Source organism: Streptomyces sp. NPDC015127 (genome assembly GCF_043080095.1).
In the GTDB taxonomy this organism is placed as follows: Bacteria; Actinomycetota; Actinomycetes; order Streptomycetales; family Streptomycetaceae; genus Streptomyces.
This window is the reverse complement of sequence record NZ_JBIBVE010000002.1, coordinates 347,002-372,593: the sequence shown is the minus strand read 5'-3', so window position 1 is coordinate 372,593 and position 25,592 is coordinate 347,002. Positions and strand designations below refer to the sequence as shown.

28 protein-coding genes are annotated in these 25,592 nt (G+C 70.9%); 16 read left to right on the top strand and 12 right to left on the bottom strand.

Annotated features, from left to right (window positions below):
- Positions 1-116: 116 nt before the first annotated feature.
- From ACF08N_RS04945 to ACF08N_RS04935, 3 genes are all read right to left on the bottom strand, one after another.
- Positions 117-431 (bottom strand): hypothetical protein, encoded by a 315-nt coding sequence (locus tag ACF08N_RS04945; protein ID WP_392323179.1) that lies wholly within the window; start codon positions 429-431, stop codon positions 117-119.
- A gap of 157 nt (positions 432-588) precedes the next feature.
- Positions 589-981: a DUF2267 domain-containing protein gene (locus ACF08N_RS04940; RefSeq protein WP_392323178.1), complete on the bottom strand. Its 393-nt coding sequence runs from the start codon at positions 979-981 to the stop codon at positions 589-591.
- Positions 982-1,402: 421 nt separating this feature from the next.
- Complete coding sequence (locus ACF08N_RS04935) at positions 1,403-1,855, bottom strand: YbhB/YbcL family Raf kinase inhibitor-like protein (protein WP_392323177.1); 453 nt, start codon at positions 1,853-1,855, stop codon at positions 1,403-1,405.
- Positions 1,856-2,236: 381 nt separating this feature from the next.
- Between ACF08N_RS04935 and ACF08N_RS04930 the strand changes: the two genes are divergently transcribed.
- Together ACF08N_RS04930 and ACF08N_RS04925 are read left to right on the top strand one after the other, a co-directional pair.
- Positions 2,237-2,398 (top strand): hypothetical protein, encoded by a 162-nt coding sequence (locus ACF08N_RS04930; protein WP_392323176.1) that lies wholly within the window; start codon positions 2,237-2,239, stop codon positions 2,396-2,398.
- Between the two features lie 49 nt (positions 2,399-2,447).
- Positions 2,448-2,918, top strand: coding sequence for an AAA family ATPase (locus tag ACF08N_RS04925; RefSeq protein WP_392323175.1), 471 nt, complete (start codon positions 2,448-2,450; stop codon positions 2,916-2,918).
- 59 nt (positions 2,919-2,977) lie between these two features.
- Here the strand turns inward: ACF08N_RS04925 and ACF08N_RS04920 are convergent, their stop codons facing one another.
- The 5 genes from ACF08N_RS04920 to ACF08N_RS04900 form a co-directional block, all read right to left on the bottom strand.
- Positions 2,978-3,181, bottom strand: coding sequence for a cold-shock protein (locus tag ACF08N_RS04920; protein WP_215187024.1), 204 nt, complete (start codon positions 3,179-3,181; stop codon positions 2,978-2,980).
- A 235-nt stretch (positions 3,182-3,416) separates the two neighbouring features.
- Positions 3,417-3,827, bottom strand: a complete 411-nt coding sequence (locus ACF08N_RS04915; RefSeq protein WP_392323174.1) for a DUF2267 domain-containing protein — start codon at positions 3,825-3,827, stop codon at positions 3,417-3,419.
- A 23-nt stretch (positions 3,828-3,850) separates the two neighbouring features.
- Positions 3,851-4,567 (bottom strand): DUF2267 domain-containing protein, encoded by a 717-nt coding sequence (locus ACF08N_RS04910; RefSeq protein WP_392323173.1) that lies wholly within the window; start codon positions 4,565-4,567, stop codon positions 3,851-3,853.
- 220 nt (positions 4,568-4,787) lie between these two features.
- Positions 4,788-5,333, bottom strand: coding sequence for a TetR/AcrR family transcriptional regulator (locus ACF08N_RS04905; protein WP_392323172.1), 546 nt, complete (start codon positions 5,331-5,333; stop codon positions 4,788-4,790).
- Positions 5,333-5,914 carry a sugar O-acetyltransferase gene (locus ACF08N_RS04900; protein ID WP_392323171.1) on the bottom strand — a complete coding sequence of 194 codons (582 nt, stop codon included), beginning with the start codon at positions 5,912-5,914 and terminating at the stop codon, positions 5,333-5,335. Before ACF08N_RS04900 ends, ACF08N_RS04905 begins: the two co-directional genes overlap by 1 nt.
- 87 nt (positions 5,915-6,001) lie before the next feature.
- Between ACF08N_RS04900 and ACF08N_RS04895 the strand changes: the two genes are divergently transcribed.
- Positions 6,002-6,256, top strand: coding sequence for a hypothetical protein (locus tag ACF08N_RS04895; RefSeq protein ID WP_392323170.1), 255 nt, complete (start codon positions 6,002-6,004; stop codon positions 6,254-6,256).
- A gap of 27 nt (positions 6,257-6,283) precedes the next feature.
- Here ACF08N_RS04895 and ACF08N_RS04890 read toward each other — a convergent pair whose 3' ends face one another.
- Positions 6,284-6,544 carry a type B 50S ribosomal protein L31 gene (locus ACF08N_RS04890; RefSeq protein WP_392323169.1) on the bottom strand — a complete coding sequence of 87 codons (261 nt, stop codon included), beginning with the start codon at positions 6,542-6,544 and terminating at the stop codon, positions 6,284-6,286.
- A 139-nt stretch (positions 6,545-6,683) separates the two neighbouring features.
- Positions 6,684-8,012, bottom strand: coding sequence for a DUF2188 domain-containing protein (locus ACF08N_RS04885; RefSeq protein WP_392323168.1), 1,329 nt, complete (start codon positions 8,010-8,012; stop codon positions 6,684-6,686).
- 341 nt (positions 8,013-8,353) lie between these two features.
- Between ACF08N_RS04885 and ACF08N_RS04880 the strand changes: the two genes are divergently transcribed.
- From ACF08N_RS04880 to ACF08N_RS04830, 11 genes are all read left to right on the top strand, one after another.
- Positions 8,354-9,310 carry an adenosine kinase gene (locus tag ACF08N_RS04880; RefSeq protein ID WP_392323167.1) on the top strand — a complete coding sequence of 319 codons (957 nt, stop codon included), beginning with the start codon at positions 8,354-8,356 and terminating at the stop codon, positions 9,308-9,310.
- 149 nt (positions 9,311-9,459) lie between these two features.
- Entirely contained in the window at positions 9,460-9,933 is a 474-nt protein-coding gene (locus ACF08N_RS04875; protein ID WP_392323166.1) for a carboxymuconolactone decarboxylase family protein, read from the top strand.
- A 299-nt stretch (positions 9,934-10,232) separates the two neighbouring features.
- Entirely contained in the window at positions 10,233-12,116 is a 1,884-nt protein-coding gene (locus tag ACF08N_RS04870) for a M28 family metallopeptidase (RefSeq protein ID WP_392323165.1), read from the top strand.
- A gap of 35 nt (positions 12,117-12,151) precedes the next feature.
- The gene (locus ACF08N_RS04865) at positions 12,152-14,188 is read left to right on the top strand and encodes a M36 family metallopeptidase (RefSeq protein ID WP_392323164.1); all 2,037 of its coding nucleotides are present in this window, start codon (positions 12,152-12,154) and stop codon (positions 14,186-14,188) included.
- 33 nt (positions 14,189-14,221) lie between these two features.
- A complete protein-coding gene (locus ACF08N_RS04860) occupies positions 14,222-16,468 on the top strand; it encodes an endonuclease (RefSeq protein WP_392323163.1) in 2,247 nt (748 codons plus the stop codon).
- A gap of 486 nt (positions 16,469-16,954) precedes the next feature.
- Positions 16,955-18,025, top strand: coding sequence for an ABC transporter substrate-binding protein (locus ACF08N_RS04855; RefSeq protein WP_392323162.1), 1,071 nt, complete (start codon positions 16,955-16,957; stop codon positions 18,023-18,025).
- Entirely contained in the window at positions 18,022-18,915 is an 894-nt protein-coding gene (locus ACF08N_RS04850) for an ABC transporter permease (protein WP_392323161.1), read from the top strand. Before ACF08N_RS04855 ends, ACF08N_RS04850 begins: the two co-directional genes overlap by 4 nt.
- Entirely contained in the window at positions 18,891-19,685 is a 795-nt protein-coding gene (locus ACF08N_RS04845; protein ID WP_392323160.1) for an ABC transporter ATP-binding protein, read from the top strand. Before ACF08N_RS04850 ends, ACF08N_RS04845 begins: the two co-directional genes overlap by 25 nt.
- Positions 19,682-21,049, top strand: a complete 1,368-nt coding sequence (locus tag ACF08N_RS04840; protein ID WP_392323159.1) for an LLM class flavin-dependent oxidoreductase — start codon at positions 19,682-19,684, stop codon at positions 21,047-21,049. The genes ACF08N_RS04845 and ACF08N_RS04840 overlap by 4 nt, the downstream gene beginning before the upstream one ends.
- On the top strand, positions 21,046-22,287 hold the full coding sequence (locus ACF08N_RS04835; RefSeq protein WP_392323158.1) for a vanadium-dependent haloperoxidase: 1,242 nt from the start codon (positions 21,046-21,048) through the stop codon (positions 22,285-22,287). The genes ACF08N_RS04840 and ACF08N_RS04835 overlap by 4 nt, the downstream gene beginning before the upstream one ends.
- An 85-nt stretch (positions 22,288-22,372) precedes the next feature.
- Complete coding sequence (locus ACF08N_RS04830; protein ID WP_392323157.1) at positions 22,373-23,557, top strand: LLM class flavin-dependent oxidoreductase; 1,185 nt, start codon at positions 22,373-22,375, stop codon at positions 23,555-23,557.
- Between the two features lie 88 nt (positions 23,558-23,645).
- Here ACF08N_RS04830 and ACF08N_RS04825 read toward each other — a convergent pair whose 3' ends face one another.
- Positions 23,646-23,984, bottom strand: a complete 339-nt coding sequence (locus ACF08N_RS04825; protein ID WP_392323156.1) for a hypothetical protein — start codon at positions 23,982-23,984, stop codon at positions 23,646-23,648.
- A gap of 113 nt (positions 23,985-24,097) precedes the next feature.
- Here ACF08N_RS04825 and ACF08N_RS04820 point away from each other — a divergent pair, with 113 nt between their 5' ends.
- Positions 24,098-24,418 carry a DMT family transporter gene (locus ACF08N_RS04820; RefSeq protein WP_392323155.1) on the top strand — a complete coding sequence of 107 codons (321 nt, stop codon included), beginning with the start codon at positions 24,098-24,100 and terminating at the stop codon, positions 24,416-24,418.
- On the top strand, positions 24,418-24,972 hold the full coding sequence (locus tag ACF08N_RS04815) for a TetR/AcrR family transcriptional regulator (protein ID WP_392323154.1): 555 nt from the start codon (positions 24,418-24,420) through the stop codon (positions 24,970-24,972). The genes ACF08N_RS04820 and ACF08N_RS04815 overlap by 1 nt, the downstream gene beginning before the upstream one ends.
- Positions 24,973-25,053: 81 nt before the next feature.
- On the opposite strand, the gene ACF08N_RS04810 is transcribed toward ACF08N_RS04815, so the two are convergent.
- Positions 25,054-25,539: an Lrp/AsnC family transcriptional regulator gene (locus ACF08N_RS04810; protein WP_392323153.1), complete on the bottom strand. Its 486-nt coding sequence runs from the start codon at positions 25,537-25,539 to the stop codon at positions 25,054-25,056.
- Between the last annotated feature and the right edge of the window lie 53 nt (positions 25,540-25,592).

Below are 25,592 nucleotides of genomic sequence, written 5' to 3'. Positions count from 1 at the left end.
AGCCGGCCGGGCCCGACTCCAGCCGCCGTCCACGCCGTGCCCGGGCCGGCCCAGATGCGGTCCAGTCCCATCGGGCAGCAGGCAGGTCCCGCTGGCGCTCCCGCGCGTGGGTGCGGTCAGACGCCCGGTCGCGGACCGCCGACGCCCACCGGTACGCCCCGGCCGATCGTGACCTCGACTTGGGGGGCCGTGCGGTGGGACTCGTGCGGGATGCCGAGCGGGTTCGTCATCTCCAGGGTGTACTCCTGCGTCGGGAGATTCATCAACGCGCTGACGTCGAAGGACTGTCCGGCCAGATCCTTGGCGTAGACGTCCGCCCAGCCGACGGAGATGCCCATCGTCAGGGTCGTCGCGTTGGCGTTGTGCGAACAGGAGTTGTAGACGGTCGGCCGGCTGCTCGGCCGCGCCAAGGACGAGCGCGGCCCGGCCACGGTCGCGGCGTGCGCCCTCGCGGTCGGTCGGGGCGCCCGCCTGGTACGCGTCCACGACGCCGCTCCCGCACGGGACGCGGTCGACCTGGCCGTCGCCGTGGAGAACGCCGCTGCCGCGTGACGCCGCCGGCGGGGGGCGACGCGGCGCGCCAGGGAGTCAGTCCGCCAGGTCCGCCTTGCCGAACAGGACGGCGTAGCCGGAGGGCAGTTGGCTGATGACCTGGTTGAGTTCTCCGCCGGAGATGGAGTCGGCGAGGGTGGTCAAGACCGCGCTGGCGTCCCACTGTGCGGTGCGCGGGCGGGCGCCGGTGCGCGCGGCGACGCGGCGGTAGAACTCTTCGACGCCGAAGCGCTCGGTCGGCTGCTCCTTGTCGGCGATCAGCGGTTCCCGCAGCGGTTCCGGGAGTTGTGCGGCCAGATCGGCCGCCTCCCCCGGGGTGATCCGGGCAGCGAGGACGTCCAGGACCGCGGCGGTGACCGTGGCGGCCTCCTCCTGGCCGGTGTACTCGCCGCGCTCGCGCACCTGGGCCAGGAACTCGTCGTACCTCATAGCCGTCCTTCACTCTTGATCCGGTCCCATGCGGGTGCGCAGGGGCGTCCTTCCCCAACAGGGGGATTATGGGCAGTGGAGGCCCCGGGCAGGGGGCCGCCGATGAGGGCCTGTCACTCGTATGGCCTGCCGGGGAGCGCCGTCCGGGTGGGCCGGTGATCCGATGGGAGGGTCTCTGGTATCGAGCCGGGAGCCTGTCATGTACGAGATGTGGATCGGGTCAGCCGCGAGCGGTGAGGGGCTGGTGTGGCACGTTGTGGTGCCGGGCACTGCTGCCACGCTGTGCGGACAGCTCCGGCGGAGCGACGTCAGCGACGAGGACCGGAGAACGGACCGGCATTGCGTCCCCTGCATGACAGCCTTCCAGGCCGACTTCGAGCCGCCCGCGCCCGCTTGACGACGCGCATCCGACTGCGGACAGTCAGCGCTGGTACAGGCCGACGATCGTGCCGCTGGCCAGTTGTGCTTTGTCCACCGCGCGGTGGACGTCGTCGGCGGTGGCGTTGTCGGGGAGCGTCACGGGCTCGGGCACGGCGTACAGGTGGAAGAAGTACCGGTGCGCCCCGTCACCGACGGGCGGTTGGGGTCCGCCCCAGCCCTCCCCGCCGAAGCCGTTGGAACGGGATGTGCCGCCGGCAGGAGTCTCACCGGCGTCCACGGCGCCGTCCGCGGGGCGAATGCCAGTGACGAGCCAGTGCAGGAAGGTGCCGGAGGGAGCGTCGGGGTCCTCGCAGAGCAGGACCAGCTCTGCGGCGCCGTCGGGCACGCCTGACCAGGTCAGAGGCGGGGAGACGTTCTCGCCGTCGCGTGCGTAGCGCTGCGGGATCAGCGCGTGGTCGTTGAATGCGGAACTGCTGAGGTCGATTCCAGCCATGTACTCAGCTGTACCGCCGGTCGAGGCCGGCCACGAGGCGTCTGGGGCCAAGTGGCCGACAGGAAGACCCCGTCCGTGCCGGACTGGGGCGGCGGTCCCGACGGGGGGTGGGTCCTGTTTCTCTCGTACGGGTCCGGGCACTCGGACGTCCCTGTGCGGGCCGGCCGGAAGGATCACCCGTTGGTCCGGCGCCGAGGATGCCGTCGAGGCGTACCCGAGCTTCGACCGTCGGGAGACCGGCTGGACGAAGGTGGCGCTCGGCTTCGGCGGGGACGGCTCCGTCGCCCCGGGCATGGACGAGGCATCGGGCACCGGAGCGGCGACCACGGCGGGAACCGGTGGAACGACCCCGGACGTCGGCAGAGAGAGGACGCGAGAACAGTGAGTGCGCACGCCGGAGAGAAGGCGCAGAAGACCGGTGACTTCTACTGCGCGCAGTGCCGGGAGAAAGTGCATGTGACCCAGGGGGACAAGATCCCGTCGTGCCCCAACGGGCACAAGACCTTCGAGACCCGGCGCAATGAGCCCGACACGAAGTCCTGACCACTCCGTGGGGTCACGAGACCCGGAGACGACAGGTCTGGATGTTGCCGTGCTCGTCGGGCTCCAGGCCGCGGGCAAGTCCACCTTCTACCGCCGCTGCCTTGCCGGCCGTTACGCACTGGTGAGCAAGGACCTCTTTCCGCGCGGGGCGCGGAACAAGCAGCAGCGGCAGATGCGTCTCGTGGCGGAGGCGCTGGCAGAGGGGAGGCCCGTGGCCGTGGACAACACCAACCCGTCGGTGGACGAGTGGCAGCCACTGATCGCGCAGGCCCACGCCCACGGGGCCACGGTCACCGCGTACTGGTTCCCCCCGGACGTCGAAGGCTCCCTGCGGCGCAACGCCGCCCGCGAAGGCCGTGAACGTGTGCCGGATGTCGGCGTCCACGCCACCCTGCGGCGGCTGCGCAGGCCGTCCGTGACCGACGGGTTCGACGCCGTTCACGAGGTGCGCATCGACGATGCTGGTGGATTCGAGGTGCGGGCGGCAGAGGACCGCGCCGAGCCGCCCGGCCGGTTGTGAGCCCCGAGCCCAAGGAGACCAAGGGCTGGGGGACTGGGCGTCTTCAGGCGGGTGTGACGTCAGGCGGGTGTGACGTTCTCCGCCTGGGGGCCTTTGGGGCCTTGCGTGACGTCGAACTGGACCTTCTGTCCCTCCGAGAGTTCGCGGTATCCGGTGCTGGCGATGGCCGAGTAGTGGACGAACACGTCGGGGCCGCCGCCGTCCTGCTCGATGAAGCCGAAGCCCTTTTCAGGGTTGAACCACTTCACGGTGCCGGTGGCCATGGTGATCTCCTTCATGGGGAGCGGGATCTCGTCCCGCGTTCTGCGTGTGCTGTGCGATCGTCGCCTGTCTCCGCGCTCGCGGGGCGCAGACACGCTCAGGTCCTGCCGACAGACGACCCGGCGCACGAACCGGCGTCCGGTCGAGGAGCCCGAGGCGTCACCTCCTCCTCATCGGGCCGTGCCACTGCCGAGCCGGTGAGCTTCGCTCCCCGTTCCGGCCGTGGCCGGCGGGTGGTCATGCGCTTCCGGTGCTGCCGGCGAGCAGGCTGCCGGCCAGTTCGTCGTCCAGGGACTGGCGGATCTTGTCCGTGAGGGCGCCCTGGGTGGCCTCGCCGACGATCTCCATGACACAGCGCGCTTCGTGGGCGGCCTTGGGCGTGTCGTCGCCGGCACGCTGCGCGACCCGGTCGAAGAACTCGCGGTTCGTCATCCGTGCCCCGGTGGCGGGCTGGTCGGGGGCGGTGACCACCCTGCGCAGGTGTTCGCCGATCTCGGCCGGCAGCTGGGCGGCGAGGTTGTCCGCCAGGCCGGCGGGGACGCGTTCGGCCAGGGTCTCCAGGGTGGCCCTCGTCGCGGCTTCCGCCGCACCGCGGCTGTCCAGGTGGGCGCGGTCCTGCACCTGTCCGATGAACGTGTCGTGATCCATGGCAGCCTCCTTTCGACTGGCGGTCATCCGGGGTGGCCGCCGGAGCCGACGGCCGCGACGGCCTCGTCGATCCGGTCGGCCAGCTCCAGGTCGAGCCGGGTGACCGCATGCACCGAGCGGGTACTGAGGGTGAAGGCGACACCTCCGTCCGTCCGCTTCACGTCGACCTGGTGACGTGCGTCCCGGGCGGCTCGCTCCACCGCGTTGAGCAGCGGGGGAAGCCGGTCCTCCGGCAGCGCCACGATGCGCGTCAGATGGCCGGGGTCACCGCTCCACTGCGGTCGCCGGCCCAGCTCGCGGTCCACCTCGTCGGAGGTCAGGGGCGCCGGGGCATCGGTCGCCGAGTGCATGCGCTCCGCGTACGCGGGCGGCGGGGAGAACAGCGGGGCGTATCCGTCGGCAAGGTGCTCGCGCAAGTCCTGGCCCAGTTCGGGCTCGTCCTCCGCGATCCGCGACAGAACGGCTTGGGCCAGGAACCGGGCCCGCTCGGGCGGTACGTCGAGATGGCGCGCGACTTCGCCGACGAGACCGGTGACGTCGTCGGCCGCAGGGGGAACCGTGGCATAGGCCGCGTCACGCTCCGGGCCGGGCATGGCTTCACGCAGCCGCCGGCGCTGGGGCATCGGGAGCCGGTGCGCCAACGAGGCTAGGACGACCCTGATCACACGGAGTGCCTGGTCGGCATCCGTCAGACGTGCCAGCCGGACGACGTCCTGGGTCAGGTCTGCGTGGGTGATCATGGCATCTCCCAGGAGTAGTGGTCGGGCCCTGCCCCGGTACCCGCCGCACCACCCGATACACACGAGAAGAACCCCGCCTCGGAAAAGGGCGGGGTTCGGGATGGGGGCCGGCACGGCGGTCGCCTTGGCGGACGGCGCTCCGCTTGGGGATGCCGGTCGGTTGGAGGCCCGTGGGGCGCGGCGTCAGGTTCCGCGCCCCACGGGCTGCTGGGGGCGGCGGCTATGCCGCCGCGGTGATGCGGGCGACGGCCAGGCGCGTCAGCTCGCGGTCGTGCGGATCGCCGTCCAGGGCGCGATGCAGGGTCAGTCCTTCGATCAGTGCGTCCAGCTGACGGGCGGTGTCCGCGTCGAAGTGCCGCTCCAGCAGGCGGCGGCTGCGGCGCATCCACGCCTGGGTGAGTTCGCGGTACTCGGGGCGGCGGGCGGCGAGGGTGTAGAGCTCCTGGGCGAGGATCAGGTCGCGGCGGGGCCCCTCGGAGAGCGCGTGGACGAGATCGGTGACTGCCTCGCGGGCCTGCTCGGTGGTGTCGGCCTTGGCCAGGTGCTGTTCGAAGACGATCACGATCCGGTCGGCGAACCGGGTGAAGGCCTCACGCAACAGGCCGTCCATTCCGTCGAAGTGGTACGTCATCGACCCGAGCGGGACACCGGCGCGGTCCGCGATCTTGCGGTGGGAGACGCCGGCGACCCCTTCGTCCGCGATCAGGTCGAGTGTGGCCGCGAGGATCCGTTCGCGCCGCTGCGGGTCGGTCTGTCCGGTCGCCATCACAGAGTCCGGACGGGGCGGGCGGGATGGCCGACGGCGACGACGCCGGCGGGGATGTCCTTGGTGACCACCGAGCCGGCGCCGATGACGGAGTTGTCGCCGATGGTCACCCCCGGACACACGATCACGCCGCCGCCGAGCCAGACGTTGTCCCCGATGGTGATGGGCTGTGCGGCTTCCAGCTTGTCCCTCCGCGGCTGCGGCTCCACCGGGTGGGTCGGAGTGAGCAGCTGGACGTTCGGGCCGATCTGGCAGTCCTCGCCGATGGTGATCCGTGCGACGTCGAGCGCGGTCAGGTGGTAATTGACGAAGGTGCGGGCCCCGATGGAAATGTTGCTGCCGTAGTCGACGGAGAGCGGCGGCCGCACGTCGACGTCCTGGCCCACGAAAGCGAGCAGTTCGGCCAGGATCGGCCCGGCCTCGGCGACGTCCTCGACATAGGCGGCCTGATAACGGGCGGCCAGCCGCATCGCGCGCTGCTGGCGCCGGGCGATCTCCGGGTCGTCGGCCATGTAGAGATCCCCGGCGAGCATCCGCTCCAGGTTCGTGCGCGGGTCGTCGGTGAAGTAGTCCGTCGGCATGCGTACGATCGTACACCCTGGAGCGTACGTTCGTACGCTTCAAGGTCGAACATGCGCAGTAATTCGAACAAGTGGTCTAATTGGGGGGTGGCGCTTCCGACAACCTTCCCCGACGACCTCGTGCAGGCGCAGCGCGAGTGGATCCGCACCTATGTGGCGCTCGCGAAAGCGGGGCCTCGCGACTACACGAGCCTGCGGCGCCGGCTGCTGCGCCTGTCGGTGCGGGTCTGGTGGCATCCGTACTGGTCGACACCTCAGGCCGGCGGGCCGGCGGCGCCGGAGGATCTGCGACGCCTGGCGGTCGACATCGAGCGGCGGGAAGCCGGGGTATCCGGGGTATGAGGATCGGAGCAGCCAAACCCGCCGCGGTCAGCTGTTGCTCCGCTCGGCGCCGCCGTAACGCCGCTCGAATGCGGCGACACGCCCCTCTCCGTCCACCACGCGGGCCTTGCCGGTGAAGAACGGATGGCTCTCGGAGGAGATCTCCACATCGATGACCGGATACGTCTCCCCGTCGTCCCACTCGATGGTCTCGACGCTGCGCGCGGTCGAACGCGTCAGGAATGCGTAGCCGGCCGCTCGGTCGCGGAAGACCGTCGGCCAGTAGTCCGGGTGCTTGTCCTGTTGCATCCCTCTCCTGCCTCTCCGGTCGGCTTCCAGACACCGTCGCACAGCACCGCGCCCCGCGCAGCCGCACTCGGACAGCCCTGCACCGGAGGGGCGCTGGATCCGCAGAGCCACTGCCGACCGGCGGTTTCACCAGGTGCCGTCATGCCTGGCCGGGGGCGCGGCCCGGGCCGTCGCCGAAGGTGTACTCGGTGCGGACCCGCCCGTCCCGACCGTGGACGACGACCTGCGCGGGCTGGTGCTGCAGTGCCTGCCGCCGGGCGGCGTCGACGGCCTGACGCTGGGTGGGGTGCGGCTCACGCACGCTGCGGCGGCCTTCCATGTGCTCCACCTGCCACGCGCCACCGGCCGTGCCTTGGCGGGGCGTGATGTGGTAAACGGTTCGCTCCGGCGCTTTCTCTGCCATGGGTTGTCCTCTCGGATGTCGTCTCGTTGTGCGACCTTCGGCGGGGGCGGCCGTCGGTTCCGCGGCCGGTCGACCGGTGCGCTGCGGCCCGTGGAGCGGCAGGTCATCGGGCGTCATGTCGGTCCGCACACGGTGGAGCCGGACAGGATGCCGCCACCGTCCGCGGTCGACAGCGGTGTCGCCGTAGAACTCGGCCACCACCTGCGGCGCCACGGGGGTGAAGTCGAGCGGCTCACGACTGCCCCAGTGCGACGAGATCCGCACACCACGCCACGGATGATCGGGGCCTGCCGCCGTGAACAGGCCGCCCAGCTCGGAGCGCAGCGCGGCAGGCAGGGGTGTGCTGCGGGCAACCAGACGCAACTCGCCCCCGGCGTCGTATCGGCCGAGGAGCACGCTCTCCGGCCGCTTGAGCGTGCCGGTGACAGCGCCGACCACCGCTTCGGCGGTGTGGCGGGAGCGGTACTTCTGCCATCCGCGCCGGCCCGGCTCGTACGCCTGGCCGAGCCCCTTGGCGACCAGACCCTCCACCCCCACGGCGGCCCACTTCCGCAGCCACCGCTGCGCCTCGTCACGATCGGTGGTCGAGGGGCTGAGTGCCCACGGCGCCTCCAGGCCGTGCCCTTGGAACAGCGACTCCAGAGCCGCCCGGCGTTCACGGTAGGGCCAGGTCAGCATCTCGGCACCGGCGTGCTGCAGAAGATCGAACGCGATCAGATGCGCCGGTGTGTCCCGCGCGAACCGCGCAACGGTCCGGGGCCGGCGGTTGATCCGCTGCTGCAGCGCCGAGAAGTCGAGGCGGCCGCCCGTGTGGATCACGACCTCGCCGTCGATCACGACGTCCTCCCCCAGCGCCGCGGCGGCATCGGCGATCTCCGGGAAGAACGCCGTCAGATCCCGGCCGTTGCGCGACTGCAGGAAGACCCCCTCCGCGTCGGCGAACACGATCAGCCGGTAGCCGTCGTACTTCGGCTCGAACACCGTGCCTCCGGGCAGCGCACCGGGGCCGGGCAGGCCCGAGACCGCCCGGGCCAGCATCGGCTCCACCGGAGGAACAAGAACCACATACTTCGCATACCCACACATAACGCGTCTACCGCGTGGCGCGGTGCACGGTCTGCGATGGGCCACGGAGCGGGCGGCTGACGTACTGCCGCACCGGGTCGTCGCGCCCTTCGACCGGCACCGGCCACGCGGCGACGACTGTGGCCTCCGCCCGGGAACCGACGGGTCGTCAAGACGCGACCGAACGGTCAGCCTCCAGGGCGACGGCCGGTATCCGGCCGGCGCCCTGGCCGCCGTCTCGCCCATCAGCGCGCGGCGCGCCCTCCGTAAAGCAACGGACCGCCTGCGGACCCTCGTCGGGGTACCGTTCCGTATCACCTCGCGGCCCGGGAGGATTGCCCATGAGCACCGACATCGACGTTCTGGTCCTGGGGGGCGCCGGTGTGGACACCATCGTGTACGTCCCCGAGTTGCCGCTCCCGTTCGCCGACAGCTACATGATCCGGCCCGGTATCGAGACGCGGGCGGGACAGACCGGGGACTTCGTCGCGTTGGGACTGAGCGCACTGGGCCTGCGCACGCATCACCTCGACATGATCGGCGACGATCACGAAGGTGACCTGATCCGCGAACTGCACCGCACCCGGGGCATCCCGTTCACCGAAGTCGCCCTGCACGGCGGCACCAAGCGTGCGGTCAATCTCGTCAGTCCCGACGGGCGGCGGCTGTCCCTGTACGACGCCGGCCGTTCGCGGGAAGAGGATCGGCTGCCCGATGCGACGGTCCGGTCCCTGGCCGCGGTGAGCCGCCACGCCCATGTCTGCATCACCCAGCCCTGCGCGTTCGCTCTTCCCGCCGTGCGCGACGCCGGACTGACCCTCTCGACCGACCTGCACAACTGGGACGGCATCAACCCGTATCACGAACCCTTCGCCTACCAGGCGGATCTCGTCTTCCTGTCCACCACCGCTCTGGCCGATCCAGAGCGCACCATGCGCCGAATCACCGAGCGGGGCCGGGCCGACGTGGTCGTCGCCACGGCCGGAGCGGACGGCGCGTACGTGCTCGCCGACGACGCGGTGACCCACGTTCCGGCCGTCACTCCCCCGGCCCCGGTGGTGGACACCAACGGGGCCGGCGACGCCTTCGCATCCGGCTTCCTCTCCGGCTGGCTGGCCGGCGAGCCGGCGCAGCGGTGCGCCCTGTACGGCGCGGTGGCCGGAGCGCATGCCTGCACCGTGCCGTCGACCAGGACGGATCCCATCAGCCGCGATGAACTCCTCGCCCGCGTTGCGGAGTTGACGTCCACGCCATCCACGCGTCCGGCTCATGTCGACGCGGTGGGAGCCCTTGTCTGAGGAACCGGCAGCGCCGGTTGCGCGCGTGCAGGCCGCCGACCGTGCGACACAGGCGCCGTGGTGACGCACGTCACATCCACCCATGTCACATCGTGCCGAGCCGTTCCGTCGTAGCTGTGTAGCCACCGACAACGACAGAGGAGCACACCATGGACGCCCGTGTGAACGTCTTCGGCAGCCCGACCGCAGGCAAGGTCCTCAAGCACTTCATCTCGGCAGGCAAAGCGGTCTCGGACACGGCGCTGCCGGCCGCGACGCAGGAACTGGTGAAGATCCGCGCCAGCCAGATCAACGGCTGCGGTTTCTGCCTCGACATGCACACCAAGGACGCCGCCGCCGCAGGTGAGACCTCGACGCGCCTCCATCTGATCGCGGCGTGGCGGGAGGCCACGGTCTTCACCGACGCGGAGCGCGCGGCGCTGGAGGTGACGGAGCAGGGCACCCGCCTCGCCGACGCGGCCGGCGGGGTCACGGACGAGGCCTGGGCGAACGCCGCCAAGTACTACGACGAGGAGCAGCTTGTCGCCCTGGTGTCCCTGATCGCGGTCATCAACGCCTTCAACCGGCTGAACGTCATCGCCCAGCAGCCCGCCGGCGACTACCAGCCCGGTCAGTTCGGATAACGAGGAGTACGCCCCGGCCCGAGGGCTGGTGCCGCCCGGCACCGGAAGCAGCCCCCGGGCACCGCGGGCAATGCGCGGCAGCGACAGCACGGGTGTTGTCGCTGCCGCGCCGCCCACGGGTTCCGGCCCCGGATGCAGGAATCCTCAGCTGCGGGAATAGTGGAGATATCGGGGACTCCTACAGCGGGCGGTACGCCTTCTCGTTGCAGCCGCTGGAGCCCTTACCGGAAGGCGTGTTCTTCTCTGGGGACGCCGAGATGTCCGTACTGTTCTTCGACATCGGTGCCACACTCGCGGACGTGAGCGTCGCAGCCGACGGCTCGTTGACCTTTCATCCACGGCCGCGCGTCGCCGACGTTCTCGATTCCTTTGCACACGTACGCAAGGGCATCATGTCCAACCCGGGCCCCGGGGCCACCGCGCGTGAGAACGCGGCGGCCGCGCTGGAGGCGGCGTTCGGCGGCCGCTTCACGGACGAGGCACTGGTTCACTGGGGCGCCAAGGACGGTCGGGCGATATTCGACGGCGCCGTGACGAGCGCGGGGGCGGAAGCAGGCGACTGCGTGTTCGTGGGCGAGGATCCCGACGAGCGCGCGTTCGCGCGCGAGGCCGGGATGCGCACCGCGGCACACCCCGTCTTCACGCTCGCCGCGGTCGAGGGCCGTCCCGTTTTCTGGGCGAGGATCGAGGTGCCGGAGGACCGGAGCCCGGCCGAGTTGGAGGCGGTCGCGAACCGCGACGAGATCGTGCCGGTGCACGTGGCCTCCGAGCGGCTCGTGCTCGCCATGGCGACCGCGCGGGGCGTACACGCCGTGGAGCAGAGCGGGTTCACCGCCGACCTCCGCGGTCAGGTGGAGGAGACGTCCGCCTTCCTCGTGCGTGACGACCGTCCGGTTTCCGTACCGGAGGCCTTCGCTCAAGCCTCGGCGGCCTCCAGGGCCACGGCCGAGGCGGCCCTGCGCGCGGCGGCGGCGTTCGCCTTCCTCTCGGACGAACTCTCCGGATCGCGGCCGCCGGTCTCCTCGCTCGGTCCTGCGCCCGGCGGCGTCTACATCGCCGCCGCCGCCGGTCTCCCGGTCGAGAACGTGCACATCCCCGGCACCCGGCCCGGGCACATCGAGCGTCTGCTTCCCGACCCCGCACTCCTCTCCCGCCCCGGTCAGGCGCGTGCCGAACAACTCGTCGCCGCCTTCGCCCCCGGCGCACCGGCCCAGGAGACGGTCGACGCGGTGCGCGCGGCGGTGACGCCGTCGGCCATGCGGGCCCACGTGGCCCGTATCTCCGGTGTGGATCCGCTCGTCGAGGGCGACCCGCTCACGGTGCGCAGCCGTGACGCGTCGAGCGCGGACAACGAACGGGTCGTCGACGCGCTCGCCGGGCGGCTGCGGCAGCTGGGTCTGGAGGTCAGGCGCCACACGTTCACGTGGCGCGGTCACCGCCTCTCCAATGTGGAGGCCGAGCTCGCGGTCGAGGCCTCGGACGGCGCCGTCCTCGTCACCGCTCATCTCGACTCGACCGGTGCAGAGGGCGAGTTCTTCGACTCCGCGGGCCGTTCACGCCCGTACGACCCGGCGGTCGACCCGGCGCCGGGCGCGGACGACGACGCCAGCGGAACAGCGGCGGTCATGGCGACGGCGGAGTGCCTGAGTTCGATGGTCGCCGCGGGCAGGACACCGGCACGGAGTCTGCGCTTCGTGCTGTTCAACGCCGAGGAGCAGGGGCTCGTCGGCAGCAAGGCCTACGCGCGGGCTGCCGCGGCGGCCGGGGACGACATCGCGGGCGTCCTCCAGATGGACATGATCGCGGGCTTCCAGGGCGGCACGCGGACGATGGAGATCCACGCGGGCTCCGTCGTTCCCGGTCCGGTCGCGGGCGCCTCCGACGCACTCGCCGACCTCGTCGCACAGGCCGGTCCCGCGGTCGCCCCGGACGTCACCGTCCAGCGGCTCACGGGCGCCGCCGATCCGGCCGTGGGCCGCAGCGACCATGCGAGCTTCCACGAACGCGGCTGGGCGGCCGTCGCCGTCTCCGAGAACTTCTTCGACGACAGCCGACCCGCCACCGGCACCCGGCAGTACCACAGGCCGGGCGACACCCTTCTCGACAGGGACCACGACACGGACTACGCAGCCTCGATCGCCCGCACGGTCGCGGTGGCCGCGCTGACGCTCGCGGGTCTCTGACGCTCTTTCGAACACTCCGGACAGGGGATCGCGCCATGAGCGCACTCATCGACAAACGAGACATGACGTACGACCGCCTGGGCGAGGTGGAGGGAGCCGACGCCTTCCTGGAGTCGACCGGCCCGGACGACGACACCCGCAGTGCCCAGCGCGGCAAGCTGAACCGCTTCACCGGGCATCTGGGCGAGCTGCGATCGGCCGACGCTCCCGGATTCGCCGCAGAGGACGAGACGCGCGCGGTCTCGGACGCCGACTACATCGACCGTGCCAAGGCGTACATCACCTCGGTGTCGGAGGCGATCGGGTTCGCGCCCGAGGACGCGGTGGAGTTCGAGGCCGATCCGACGGTGACGACCACGAGCGAGGGCATGCGGGTGGTGAGCCTGCGGCAGACGCTCAACGGCATCGAGGTGTGGGCGATGTCGCCGAAGGTGTGGCTTCGCGAGGGAGGCCAAGTCGACCGGATCGTCGGGCAGACGGCGAGCGTGCCGACGGATCTCCCGGCCAGGCCGGCGGTCACTGCCGAGGTGGCTCTGCAGGTGGCGGCGGCGAAGGCCGCCGAGCCGCGCACGCTCGAAAGCCCCTTCGGCACCGACGAACTCCCCCGTCTGGACCTCTCGGAGGGCTTCGAGCGCCTGTCGCACCAGCCGCGCAACGACCAGCCCATGACCTTCAGCAAGGGACCGTTCGAGGAGCCCGTCCCGGCCCGTCTCGTGTACCTCAACATGGGCGATCACGTCCGGCTGACCTGGCTGTTCGTCTTCTCCAGGGAGAACCTGGCCGCCCAGTACCAGGCCTTCGTCGAGGCCGACGACCGGACCGCGGACCTCGGCGCGCCGGAGATCCTCTACTTCTACGACACCACCAACCACGCGGTCGCCGGGCACGTCTTCCGGCAGAACCCGGGCGAGAGCACCTTCGACGAGGTGCCCTTCCCGCTGCCCGCGAGCGACTATCCCACCCTGCTGCCGACGGGCTTCCCTCCCGAGTTCATGGCCTGGAACCAGCCGCAGAACGGAAATCTCACGACCGAGGGCAACAACGTGCGCGCCCTCAACGGGACGAGCCGGCAACCCGTGCGGATCACACTCGACGGCGCAGGCAACGGCGTGTTCAAGGCCCGGGAGGACACGCCCGAGCAGTTCGTCACCAACATCTTCTACTTCTGCAACTACATGCACGACTTCTTCATGACGCTCGGCTTCACGGAGGAGCACGGCAACTTCCAGGCCACGAACCCGAGCGGGCTGGGGAAGGGCGCCGACCCCGTCCTCGCCTTCGCGCACCCGAAGCCGGTGTTCGGGACGGCCAACATGGCGACACGGGCGGACGGGCTGGCCGCGGTGATGAACATGGGCCCGGTCGGGCGCGGCAGCAGCCAGCGCCACACGGCCGACGACGCTGACGTCGTGTACCACGAGTTCGTCCACGGCGTGACGAACCGCCTCGTGGGCGGCATGTTCGACGCGAACGGACTGGAGGAGGAGCAGTCGGAGGCGATGGGCGAGGGGTGGGGAGACTATTTCGCGCTCACCATCCGGAACTTCTCGCGCTCCGACGAGCGGACGGTCACCGGCAGTTGGGTGGTCCAACAGCCGGGAGGCATCCGGCAGCGGCCGTACGACTCCGGGTACCCCGCCGGTTTCGGGGACATCGGCAAGGGACCGGGAGAGATCTCCGGCGCCGGCAACGAGAACCTGACGTACCAGGAGGTCCACGACGTCGGCGAGATCTGGTGCGCGGCGCTCATGGAGCTGACCCGCAAGGTCTCCGCCGCGCTCGGTGACAAGAAGCGGGGATACCGCGTGACCTGGCAGGCCGTCGTCGACGGTCTCAAGCTCACACCGAAGGACCCGTCGTTCCTCATGGCCCGCGACGCCGTCCTGAGCGTCTTCAAGGCGATGAAGAACGAGGGCGGGCCGCTGAGCCCGGAGGAGTACGAACAGGTCCGCGATGCGGCCTGGAGCGCCTTCGCGCGGTTCGGGATGGGCTTCGACGCCTTCTGCCCGAACGCCTCATTCTTCGGCTGCCGGGGCGGCACGCGGATGCCTCCGCCCGGGCGGGACGACTGAGGCATCCCGGGAAGCAGGCGAGGAGACGAAGCCATGACGACATCGGAACGCGTTTCCGAGGTGGAAGCGGACTACGTGTCACAGCTCGAGGCGGCGGCGCGGCGCTATGCGGACCGTACCGCGGAACGCGAGCGCACCCGGTCCGTGCTCGACGATCGCGGCGTCCTGTACGCCGACGAGCCGGAACGGGTCGGCAAACGACTCGCCCGGCTGGGTGCCGACTGGTCCCTGGCCCGGGCGATCGACCAGTCGCCCACGCAACCCGCCACCACGGCGGGCAGCACCCTGCCCGTGCCCCCGGACAGCTTCAGCGCCGATGTCCTGGGGCTGGAACGGCTCATCGGGCGCAACAACCTCACCCCGGTGGCGTTCCTGGAGGACGGTACCCGGGCAGCCCGAGCGGTGGGCCGCATCACCACCAACGGCCCAGGGGGCGGCCACGGCACGGGATTCATGGTCTCCCCCTCCCTGCTACTCACCAACAACCATGTGCTGCGCAGCAAGGAGGCGGCGGGCAGAAGCGTCGTCGCGTTCAACCTCCAGGCGGGACCCGGTGGCGAAGCGCTCGATCCGGTCGTGTTCCCGCTGGAGCCCGAGCGGTTCTTCGTGACGGACCGGGCCCTGGACTTCAGCCTTGTCGCCGTGGCGCAACGCAACGCGCGGGGCGATCCGCTCTCCGCGTTCGGGTGGCTGCCGCTCAGCGGAGCCCAGGGAAAGGTCATTCTCGGGGAGTTCGTCAACGTCATCCAGCACCCCCGGGGTGAGCCGAAACAACTCGCGCTCCGCGAGAACCAGGTCGTCGACCTGCTGGAGCGGTTCCTGCACTACGCGTCCGACACCGATCAGGGGTCGTCGGGCTCTCCGGTGTTCAACGACCAGTGGGAGGTCGTCGCACTGCATCACTCGGCAGTTCCCGTGACGGACTCGGCGAACCGGCCCCTGAGCATCGACGGAAGCGTATGGACACCGGCGATGGGCGAGCACCGCATCGCCTGGAAGGCCAACGAGGGCGTGCGGATCAGCCGCGTACTGCAGGCGCTGCGCGAGATCACACTGACCGGAGCGGAAGCACGGCTGCGGGACGAGGTGTTCACCGCCGCGGCCGCACCGCCGTCGTTCGGTGCCTCGCGCCGTCCGGCCGGGCAGCCGTCGCTCGACGGCGCGGCGGCGGGCGAGTCCGTCACGGCCTCTGCCGACGGGGTCGCCGTTCCCCGCGGGGAAGTCGCCGGAGGCGGAACGGCCGTCTTCGAGGATGCCGTTCGCTTCACGATCCCCCTGCGGTTCACCGTATCTCTGGGACCTGCGGGGCCGGCGGACGGCATGGGACGGGGGCGCGAGCCCGCACCCCGGGCCGTCGTGGCGCCAGCCGGCGCCCCGCCCGTACCGGGCGCGGACGGACAGTCGGACGCCGCCCTCGCGGTCGAGAGGGACGTGGACGCGGCCCTGGTCAACTTCCGGCTCGGACAGGAGCGCGTGTACTTCGACCGTGCCACCGACAACGCCGCACGCGACGCCTACTACGCGGGGATCCGGGCCGGTGACGGCAAGGCGCTGCGCAGGGCGCTGACCCGGCTGCTGGAGGACACGCACGCACCGAGGCCGAGGTACCAGCCGATCCGTCTCGTGTACCCGTGGGTCGACCTGCACAAGGACGGCCGGCTGCGCAGCATCTACTCCGGCAGGACCTTCACGGCCGAGGAGTTCATCCGCGCCGACGCCGCCGTCGAAACGGCCCGCATCGCACGTCTGGAGGAACTCCTGCTGCGGGAGAGCACCGCGGGGCCGGCCGAACTGGCGGCGGAGTTCGACGCGCTGGAGGCGTCGATGCCGTTCAACTGCGAGCACGTCGTCCCGCAGTCGTGGTTCACCAAGGAGGAACCCATGCGGGGAGACCTCCACCACCTCTTCGCCTGCGAGGTGGGGTGCAACAGCTTCCGCGGCAACTTCCCCTACGTCGACTTCCCGGGCTTCGAGGAGGCGGTCCGGCACGAGTGCGGAATGCGCGAGGCGGTGGGCTTCGAGCCCGAGGAGGGCAAGGGCGCCGTCGCGAGGGCCACCCTGTACTTCCTGCTGCGGTACCCGGGGCTCGTCGGTGACGCCGCGCGGGAGTTCCCCGAGAACCGGCTGCCGCTGCTGCTCTCCTGGCACGACAACGAGCCGGTGAGCGAGTACGAGTTGCATCGCAATGCCGCGATCGCCGAGATCCAGGGCAACCGCAACCCGCTGATAGACCACCCGGAGTGGGCCCACGAGCTCGACTTCTCCGGCGTGTGGCCGTGAACGCGCCCTGAACACCGAGCCGTCGGAGGGGCCGGGCCGGTCTGTGCGGCGAGGGGCCGGGCAGCGCTTTTCCGGCGGCGCGGGCCGTGTTGTAACGCGCACATGGCCTGCCTACGACAGTGTCATTGCGGAGGTGGCCGAACCGACCGACCTGCCTTGACCGGGTTGTGGCCGGTGGTTAGGTTCGCCGGTATGTGGATTTCCCAGCGGTTCCGGAAGAGGCGGGCCATCGATCTGATGCGCGTCGCCACCGCGGTGTGTAGCTGATCCCACCGCGGTGTGCGGCTGATTCCCACGGCCGTGTGCGGCTGATTCCCACCGCGGTTGTGCGGCTGATTCCCACAGCGGTGTGCTGTTGATCCCACCGCTCTGTCCGTCTGCTCCGCTTTCCCTTTTCCTTTTCGTCTTTCGCCGCCTTTCGGGCACTTCCCCCTGCCCTGGTGGCTTCCCCCTTCTGAGAAGGCATGAATGATCCCTCGCCTACGCATGCCCGAATCCACACTCACCACCATCGCGGCCACGCTCTCGGCTGCCCTGCTCCTGACCTCGTGCACGGGTGCCACGCAGTCCACGGTGACCGGCAAGGAACTCTCCGACGAGAAGATCCCGGCCGCGGTCTCCCCGGACACCACCCTCACCGTGGGTGCGCCGCAGCTCAAGGTCGCGCTGGAGCTGTCGGGTCAGATCGACAAGCTGCCTTTCACGGTCGAGTGGGCCAACATCAGCGGCGGTCCGAAGTGCTCCGAGGCCTTCCGCGCGGGCGCTCTCGACGTCTGCTCGGCAGCGGAGATCCCGTCGATCAACGCGCACTGGACGGGCCTCGACACCAAACTCGTGGCGGCGAAATTCCGCAAGGAGCCGTTCCGGCATCCGGTCTACGAGCTGGGCATCGCTCCCGGGGCGGGCATCAGGACGCTCGCGGACCTGCGCGGGAAGAAGATCGCCTACAGCCCGGGCCAGGCGCAGGGCGCGCTCGTGCTGCGGATCCTGGAGCGGGCCGGTCTCACGCAGGAGGACGTCCAGCTCGTCGAGCTGGCCAGCACCGATGACGTCTATCCCACGGCACTCGGAAACGGCCAGGTTGATGCCGCCCCCATCGGGGACGTCAACGTCAAGCGGTATCTGACGAAATACGGCAGGACCGGCGGAACGACCATCAAGCACGGGCTGCGTGACGACCCGGAGCACCTGTGGGCGCTGACCGACTCCGTCGGCGACGGGCAGAAGTCCGCCGCCGTCAGGGAACTCATCACATTCTGGGCGCGGGCGCAGATCTGGATCGACAAGCACCCGAAGGAATGGGTCGACGGCTATTACGTCAAGGACCAGGGACTGAGCCGCGAGGACGGCGCCTACCTCGTCGAGCGGAACGGCCACCCCGACATCCCGGCGGACTGGTCAGGCGCCATCCGACGTCAGCAGCAGACCATCGATCTGCTGGCGAAGAAACAGAACCGCGAGCCGTTCACGGCGGACATCCTCTTCGACCGGCGCTACGAGTCCGTGGCCGCCGAGGCACTCGCCGGTGACGGGAACGGCGAAGGGAAGACACCATGAGCACCACGGTCTTCGACGAGCAGACGTCACCGGTGACGGCAGACAAGCAGCCACCGCCCGCTGGGGAACGAACCGTTCCCTCCGCCCTCCGGCGCCCCTCACGCCACCGCACGCGCAAGCGGCTCGGCCCTGGTCGCCCGGTGCCGTACGGCTGGGCGCTCGGCCCGCTGCTGCTGCTCGCCGTCTGGGCGACGGGTTCCGCCTCCGGCCTCGTCGACGCCCGCGCCCTGCCCGCACCGTGGACCATCGCGACCGCGGCGGGCGACCTGATCGCCGACGGCAGGCTGCAGTCCCACCTCGCGACCTCCGCCCAACGCGCCCTGCTGGGCCTGGTGTTCGGGGTTGCGACCGGGCTGCTCCTGGCGGTCGTCTCCGGGCTCAGCCGGCTCGGTGAGGCGTTGATCGACGGCCCGGTGCAGATCAAGCGTGCGGTGCCGTCGCTCGCGTTGATCCCGCTGCTGATCCTGTGGTTCGGCATCGGGGAGACGATGAAGGTCGTCACGATCGCGCTCGGCGTCTTCGTACCCGTGTACATCCACACCCACAACGGGCTGCGCACCATCGACAACCGTTATGCCGAGCTCGCCGAGACCGTGCGGCTCAGCAGACTGCGCTTCGTCCGCCACGTCGTGCTGCCCGGCGCCCTTCCCGGCTTCCTGCTGGGGATGCGCTTCGCGGTGACCACCGCGTGGCTCGCGCTGGTCGTCGTCGAACAGGTCAACGCGACCAGCGGGATCGGCTACATGATGGAGCTCGCGCGGACGTACGGGCAGACCGACGTCATCATCGTCGGCCTCGTCGTGTACGGATTCCTCGGGCTCTTCTCGGACGCCCTGGTGCGACTCGTGGAGAGGAGGTCGCTGTCATGGCGGCGCACGCTGGCGGACTGACCGCGACCGAGGACCGGACGACCGGGCCCGCGACCGGCGGTGGTGCCGATCGCGCAACCGTCCGGATCGGGAACCTGGTGCGCTCCTTCGGCGGGCGCACCGTGCTGGACGGGCTCGACCTGAGCATCGAGCCGGGCGAGTTCGTGGCCCTGCTCGGGCGCAGCGGCTCCGGCAAGAGCACGCTGCTGCGGGCGCTGGCCAGGCTCGACCACGAAGTGGCGGGGAGCGGCGAACTGGCCGCCCCCGACCATGTCTCCGTCGTCTTCCAGGACGCCCGTCTGCTGCCCTGGAAACGCGTGCTCGACAACGTCGTCCTGGGTCTGACCGGACCGGACGCCGACCGGCGCGGCAGGGCCGCTCTCACCGAAGTCGGACTCCAGGGGCGCGAGCGGGCCTGGCCCGTCGAACTGTCCGGAGGGGAGCAGCAACGCGTGTCGCTCGCCCGCTCCCTCGTCCGCGAACCGGGCCTCCTGCTCGCCGACGAACCGTTCGGCGCGCTGGACGCCCTCACCCGGATCAGGATGCACGTCCTGCTGCGCCGGCTGTGCGCACTGCACCGGCCCGCCGTGCTCCTGGTCACCCATGACGTCGACGAGGCGATCGTCCTCGCCGACCGGGTGGTGGTGCTGGACCAGGGCCGGATCGCGGCCGACCTCTCCGTGGGTCTCCCGGCACCGCGCCGCCACGGCAGCCCCGAGTACGCGGCCCTGCGCGATCGCCTGCTCGCACAGCTGGGAGTGGACCTCGCGGCGGAGGGCGGGCCGGCATGACCACGCGACGGCAACTGCACCTGAACCTGTTCGTCTACCCGGGCGGCCACCACGAGGCCGCCTGGCGCCACCACGGCACCGACCCGAGCCGCATCCTGGACATCCGCTTCTATCAGGATCTCGCCCGCGCGGCCGAACGGGCCACCTTCGACGCCGTCTTCCTCGCGGACGGCCCGTCCCTGGCCGACAACGTCCGCTACGCAAGCCGCTTCCGGCTGGAGCCGTTCACCTGGCTGTCCGCGATCGCCGCGGCCACCGAGAGGATCGGCCTCATCGCCACGGCCTCCACCACCTACACCGAGCCGTACAACCTGGCTCGTCTGTTCGCGTCGCTCGACCACCTCAGCGGGGGCCGGGCGGGCTGGAACATCGTCACCACGGGCGCCCCGCAGGCAGCGCAGAATTTCGGCCTCGACGCGCACCCGGTGCACGCCGAACGCTACGACCGGGCCCGGGAGTTCGTGGACGTCGTGACGAAGTTGTGGGACAGCTGGGAGGACGGGGCGCTGGTCGCCGACCAGAAGACGGGCGTCTTCGCGGACACCGACCGGATCCGCGCCATCGACCACAAGGGCCGTCATCTGAAGGTGCGCGGGCCGCTCAACACACCGCGTACGCCCCAGGGCCGCCCGGTCTACGTCCAGGCCGGTTCCTCGCGGGACGGCCGCGCGTTCGCGGCCCGGTTCGCCGAGGCCGTGTTCACCGCGCACCAGACCCTGCGGAGCGGCCAGGAGTTCTACGCCGACATCAAGGCGCGGACGGCGACGCTCGGCCGTGACCCGGACCGGGTGCTCGTCCTGCCGGGCATCAGTCCGTTCATCGGCTCGACCGAGGCGGAAGCGCGGGCGCTGCACGAGGAGTTCGACGAGCTCACGCAGCCGGAGTACTCGCTCGACCTCCTGCACCGCCTCCTGGGCATCGAGCTCCGTGCCGACCAGCTCGACGGCCCGGTACCACGCGAGCTCATCGAGACCCGGGGCGAGCGCGGCAACGGCAGCCGATTCCAGCTGGTCCTCGACATCATCGACCGCGAACAGCCCACCGTCCGCGGTCTGCTGCACCGCCTCGCCGGCGCCCGCGGCCACCGTGTCGTCACGGGGACGCCGGAACAGGTCGCCGACGAGATCCAGGAGTGGTTCGAGCACGGGGCGGCGGACGGCTTCAACATCATGCCGCCCTGGCTGCCCGGAGGCTTCGACCTCTTCGCCGACCAGGTGGTCCCGATCCTGCGCGAGCGCGGCCTGTTCCGCACCGCGTACGAGGGCGCCACGCTGCGCGACCACTACGGACTGCCGAGGCCCGCCGGCGGCCACGCCGCGCCGATCACACCGAACACACCGAACACACCGAAGGAGCACGCGTGAATTCGTCCGGATCCCGGTCCGCCCTCGTCGTCCTGGGAGCGGCTGCGCTGCTGGCCGCGTCCGTCACTGTTCCGCAGGCCGCAGCGGCCGGCCGTACGTCCACGGCACTCACCTGGTACGACGCCACGGCCGAGACCGTCGCGACGGCCGGAGCGCCCACCCAGGTAACCAACAGCCGTACCTGGGCCATCAGTTGGCTCGCGGCCGCCCGGGCCACCCGCAGCGTGCCCACGGGCGTCGAGCGCGACACGTACCAGGAGGCGGCCCTCGCCGCGGCCGTGCACCGTGCGCTGGTGACGCTGGTCCCGAGCCGTAGGGAGCAGCTCGACGCGACGTTCGGGGAGACCCTCGACGCGCTGCCCGACGGCCCGGCGGAGCAGCGCGGTGTCGCGGCGGGCGAGCGACAGGCGGACCTCGTCCTCGGATCGAGGGAGAGCGACGGCCTCGACCCCGCCTCGGTCAACGCGCCCTACCCCGTGCCGCCCGCGGCGCCCGGTGTCTGGCAGCCCACGCCGTCCGCGTACGCCCCGGCGACACAGTACGGCAACCGTCTGGCCGAGCCGTTCGTGCTCACGACGCAGAGCCAGTTCCGGCTCGGTCCCCCGCCCGCCCTGGAGACGCGGCGGTACGCGGCCGACCTCGCGGAGGTACGGACGTACGGCGCCGCGGACAGCGCGGCGCGCAGCGCACAGCAGACGCAGACCGCCACCTTCTGGCTCGGCTCCTCCCTCACCCTCTACACGGAGCCGCTGTGCGTGGCGCTCTCCCGCTCGAGCGAGGGAGCCGCCGGTCAGGCCCGGCTGGTCGCGCTCTTCCACGTCGCGCTGGTGGACACTCAGATCGCCACCTCCGACAGCAAGTACGCCTATGGGCGGTGGCGTCCCGTCACCGCGATCCGTACCGGCGCCATCGACCCCGACCCGGGATGGACGCCACTGCACAACACCCCCGCGCACCCGGACTATCCGAGCGGCCACACCACCTACTCGGGTGCCGCCGGGACGGTGCTGTCGGCGCTCGCCGGGCCGCGTACCGCCCCGTTCACGCTGACCAGCCCCACCGCACCCGGTGTGACCCGGACGTACACCGCCTGGCAGCAGCTCTCGGACGAGAACGTCGACGCCCGGGTCTTCTCCGGCATCCACACCCGGTCGGCCGACGAGGCGGGCATCACGCTCGGCTCACGCGTGGCCCGGTACGTCCTGGACAACTCGGGGCGGCTCCTCGCCTCGCCGTGACAACCCGTCTGCCGCTACGTCCCCACAGCACCCGAACCGGCCCGGCACGGCGTGCTCTGCGCACACCCCTGATCGGAGACCCCACGTGTCCCTCACCTTCCACTGGTTCCTCCCCACCAGCGGCGACAGCCGCCACGTCGTCGGCGGCGGCCACGGCACTCCCGCATCGGAGTCCGGCCGCGACCGGCCGCCGACGGTCGCCTACCTGAGCCAGATCGCCCGCGCCGCCGAGGACCTCGGGTTCGTCGGCGCGCTCACCCCCACCGGCGCCTGGTGCGAGGACGCCTGGCTGACCACCGCGATGGTCAGCCAGAACACGGAACGGCTCGCCTTCCTGGTCGCCTTCCGCCCCGGCTTCGTCTCGCCGACGCTCGCCGCGCAAATGGCATCCAGCTTCCAGCGGCAGACCGGCGGCAGGCTCCTGCTCAACATCGTCACGGGCGGCGAGAGCCGCGAACAGCGTGCCTACGGCGACTTCCTCGACAAGGACGCGCGCTATCGCCGTACCGGCGAATTCCTCGAGGTCGTCCGTCAGTTGTGGGAGGGCAAGACCGTCGACCTGGCCGGCGAGCACCTCCGGGTCGAGGACGCCCGGCTGGCCCGGCTGCCCGACCCCGTCCCCCAGGTGTACTTCGGCGGCTCCTCCCCCGCCGCCGGCGAGGTCGCCGCACGCCACGCGGACGTCTACCTGACCTGGGGCGAGCCGCCCGCACAGGTCGCCGAGAAGATCTCCTGGATCCGGGGGTCGGCCGCGCGGCAGGGTCGCACCCTGCGCTTCGGCATCCGGCTGCACGTCATCACCCGTGACACCGCCGAGCAGGCATGGGCGGAGGCGAACCGACTCCTCGACGGCTTCGGCCCCGAGGCCGTCGCGGCCGCCCAGGCGGGCCTCGCCCGCAGCGAGTCCGAGGGCCAGCGGCGCATGCTCGCCCTGCACGGCGGCAGCCGTGACCGCCTGGAGATCCACCCCAACCTGTGGGCCGGCATCGGCCTGGTGCGCGGCGGCGCGGGCACCGCCCTGGTCGGCAGCCACGACGAGGTCGCCGAGCGGATCAAGGAGTACCACGCCCTCGGCATCGAGGAGTTCGTCCTCTCCGGCTACCCGCACCTGGAGGAGGCGTACTGGTTCGGGGAGGGCGTGTTGCCGAGGCTTCAGGCGCAGGGCCTGTGGACCCACCCCTTCCGCCCGGCGGCACCCGCCCCGGCCACGGCCCGGGCGCCCGTCGCGGGCGCCGTGGGCACGCCGGCAGTGGCGGGGGCATCGCGTTGAACCGTTCCTCGCCGCCGGCAGCTGGCCGGCGCATCGCGGCGAACCGTTCGTCGCCGCGACTGCTCCGCGGATCCGCCTGTGGTGCGTGTCAGCGCGTGCGCCGGGTCGCCAGCCAGAGGCAGATGCCGGGCGGGACGGCACCGGCCAGCCCCGCGATCAGGGCCGCCGTCGCGATCGGTTCGTCGAGGGTGGGCAGCACGCTGCTCCTCACGCCGTCGGCGGTCCGCACAGTGACTTCGCACCCTTCCTCGGTCATGGTGATGCTGTCGCCCAACCCATAGCCGCTGTCGAAACACTTCTTGGTCCCGGAGGCATCGGCGACGAGCCACAACACGGCCGCCAGGGCGGCGAACAGGAGCATGCCGGTGAGGCCCGTCGTCCTCAGAGATCGGTTCCGGCCGGGGGCCTGGTGGTCGTGTGCGGTCATGCGGTCATCATGCTCGGCTGCCGGTCGCCGGCGTTCGGCGGGGCACGGCTCGGTGCTGCCGGACCACACATCGTTGCGTACGCGCGTACACAACGATGTGTACACTCGTACACATGGGATACGGACTGCTGGCCGCGGCGATCGCGGCGGAGGTGGCCGGGACGACGGCCATGAAGTACAGCGAGGGGTTCAGCAAGCTGTGGCCCTCGCTCGGCACGGTCGCCGGTTATCTGCTCGCCTTCGCGCTGCTCGCCCAGACCCTGAAGACGATGCAGGTCGGCACCGCCTACGCGATCTGGGCCGGGGTGGGCACCGCGGCCGTCGCCGCGATCGGGATCCTCTTCCTCGGCGAGTCGGCCGGGTTCGTCAAGCTCGCCGGGATCGTCCTCGTGATCCTCGGTGTCGTGCTGCTCAATCTCGGCGGGGCGCACTGATGCCGCCGGCACGGCGGTACGACCCCGAGCGGCGCCAGCGGATCATCGACGCCGCGATCCGGGTGGTGGGCCGCTCCGGCATCGCCGGGCTCAGCCATCGCACCGTCGCGGCCGAGGCGGACGTGCCGCTCGGCTCCACCACGTACCACTTCAAGACCCTCGACGACCTCCTCGTGGCCGCCCTTCGCCAGACCAACGAGGGCTTCGCCAAGGTCGTACGCGAACACGGCGGCGCTCTCGCCGACCCCGACTGCGACCTCGCCGCCGAGCTGGCCCGGCTGACCGGCCAGTGGCTGGGCGGCGACCGCCCCGGAGTGGAGCTGGAGTACGAGCTCTACCTCGCCGCGCTGCGCCGCCCCGCGTTGCGGACCGTCGCCGCCGAGTGGTGCGAGGAGGTCGCCGAACTGCTCGCCCGACGCACCGACCCATTCACCGGGCGCGCCCTGGTCGCGCTGCTCGACGGAATCTGTCTGCAGGTGCTGCTGACGGGTGGGGAGTACGACGAGGAGTACGCGAGGGATGCGCTCGCGCGGGTGATCGGGGCGGGCGACTAGGCAGTTTCGTCTGGATCACCGAGCGGACCGGAGGAAGACGCCGGCGATGCGGAGTCCGGCCGGGTAGACGGTTGCGCCTCTTCAGCGGGTGGCAGCCGGTGCCGTCACCTCACGCGGCGCTCGCCCCGGCAAGGGGCGGGGGTGGACGGCCTGCTTCATCACAATGGTCGAGTTGAGGCCGCGGAGTCCCGGCAGATGGATGAGCACGGACTCGTACAGGTGCTGGTAGGACGGCAGGTCGGCGCTGACAACCCGGATCAGATAGTCCGGTTCGCCGAACAGCCGCTGCGCCTCGACGACCTCGGGGATGTCGGCGAGTGCCGCGTCGAACTCGGTCACCGCGTCGGGTCGGCTGAGCGTGGCGAAGACCAGGACCTCAAACCCGTATCCCATGGCCGCGGCGTCGACGACGGCACGGTAGCCGCGGATGATTCCGGCCGCCTCCAGTTCACGGACGCGTCGCTGGCACCTGGAGACGCTGAGCCGGACCTTCTCGGCCAGATCGGTGAGTGTGATCCGCCCCTCGGATTGGAGCGTGGCAAGAATTTTGCGATCCGTGGAGTCCATGAGCAAGATTCTAATGCTGAATGACCTTTCCATGGCAAAAGTAACGAACATTT

Excerpts from the sequence above, each read along its gene's own strand:
- ACF08N_RS04920 (WP_215187024.1), bottom strand. The coding sequence starts at position 3,181 with ATGGCCACCGGCACCGTGAAGTGGTTCAACCCTGAAAAGGGCTTCGGC.
- ACF08N_RS04845 (WP_392323160.1), top strand. The coding sequence starts at position 18,891 with ATGGCGGCGCACGCTGGCGGACTGACCGCGACCGAGGACCGGACGACC.
- ACF08N_RS04865 (WP_392323164.1), top strand. The coding sequence starts at position 12,152 with ATGAGCGCACTCATCGACAAACGAGACATGACGTACGACCGCCTGGGC.
- ACF08N_RS04850 (WP_392323161.1), top strand. The coding sequence starts at position 18,022 with ATGAGCACCACGGTCTTCGACGAGCAGACGTCACCGGTGACGGCAGAC.
- ACF08N_RS04840 (WP_392323159.1), top strand. The coding sequence starts at position 19,682 with ATGACCACGCGACGGCAACTGCACCTGAACCTGTTCGTCTACCCGGGC.
- ACF08N_RS04905 (WP_392323172.1), bottom strand. The coding sequence starts at position 5,333 with ATGGCGACCGGACAGACCGACCCGCAGCGGCGCGAACGGATCCTCGCG.
- ACF08N_RS04940 (WP_392323178.1), bottom strand. The coding sequence starts at position 981 with ATGAGGTACGACGAGTTCCTGGCCCAGGTGCGCGAGCGCGGCGAGTAC.
- ACF08N_RS04890 (WP_392323169.1), bottom strand. The coding sequence starts at position 6,544 with ATGCAACAGGACAAGCACCCGGACTACTGGCCGACGGTCTTCCGCGAC.
- ACF08N_RS04910 (WP_392323173.1), bottom strand. The coding sequence starts at position 4,567 with ATGATCACCCACGCAGACCTGACCCAGGACGTCGTCCGGCTGGCACGT.
- ACF08N_RS04860 (WP_392323163.1), top strand. The coding sequence starts at position 14,222 with ATGACGACATCGGAACGCGTTTCCGAGGTGGAAGCGGACTACGTGTCA.
- ACF08N_RS04855 (WP_392323162.1), top strand. The coding sequence starts at position 16,955 with ATGCCCGAATCCACACTCACCACCATCGCGGCCACGCTCTCGGCTGCC.
- ACF08N_RS04880 (WP_392323167.1), top strand. The coding sequence starts at position 8,354 with ATGAGCACCGACATCGACGTTCTGGTCCTGGGGGGCGCCGGTGTGGAC.
- ACF08N_RS04815 (WP_392323154.1), top strand. The coding sequence starts at position 24,418 with ATGCCGCCGGCACGGCGGTACGACCCCGAGCGGCGCCAGCGGATCATC.
- ACF08N_RS04935 (WP_392323177.1), bottom strand. The coding sequence starts at position 1,855 with ATGGCTGGAATCGACCTCAGCAGTTCCGCATTCAACGACCACGCGCTG.
- ACF08N_RS04900 (WP_392323171.1), bottom strand. The coding sequence starts at position 5,914 with ATGCCGACGGACTACTTCACCGACGACCCGCGCACGAACCTGGAGCGG.
- ACF08N_RS04875 (WP_392323166.1), top strand. The coding sequence starts at position 9,460 with ATGGACGCCCGTGTGAACGTCTTCGGCAGCCCGACCGCAGGCAAGGTC.
- ACF08N_RS04825 (WP_392323156.1), bottom strand. The coding sequence starts at position 23,984 with ATGACCGCACACGACCACCAGGCCCCCGGCCGGAACCGATCTCTGAGG.
- ACF08N_RS04915 (WP_392323174.1), bottom strand. The coding sequence starts at position 3,827 with ATGGATCACGACACGTTCATCGGACAGGTGCAGGACCGCGCCCACCTG.
- ACF08N_RS04820 (WP_392323155.1), top strand. The coding sequence starts at position 24,098 with ATGGGATACGGACTGCTGGCCGCGGCGATCGCGGCGGAGGTGGCCGGG.
- ACF08N_RS04810 (WP_392323153.1), bottom strand. The coding sequence starts at position 25,539 with ATGGACTCCACGGATCGCAAAATTCTTGCCACGCTCCAATCCGAGGGG.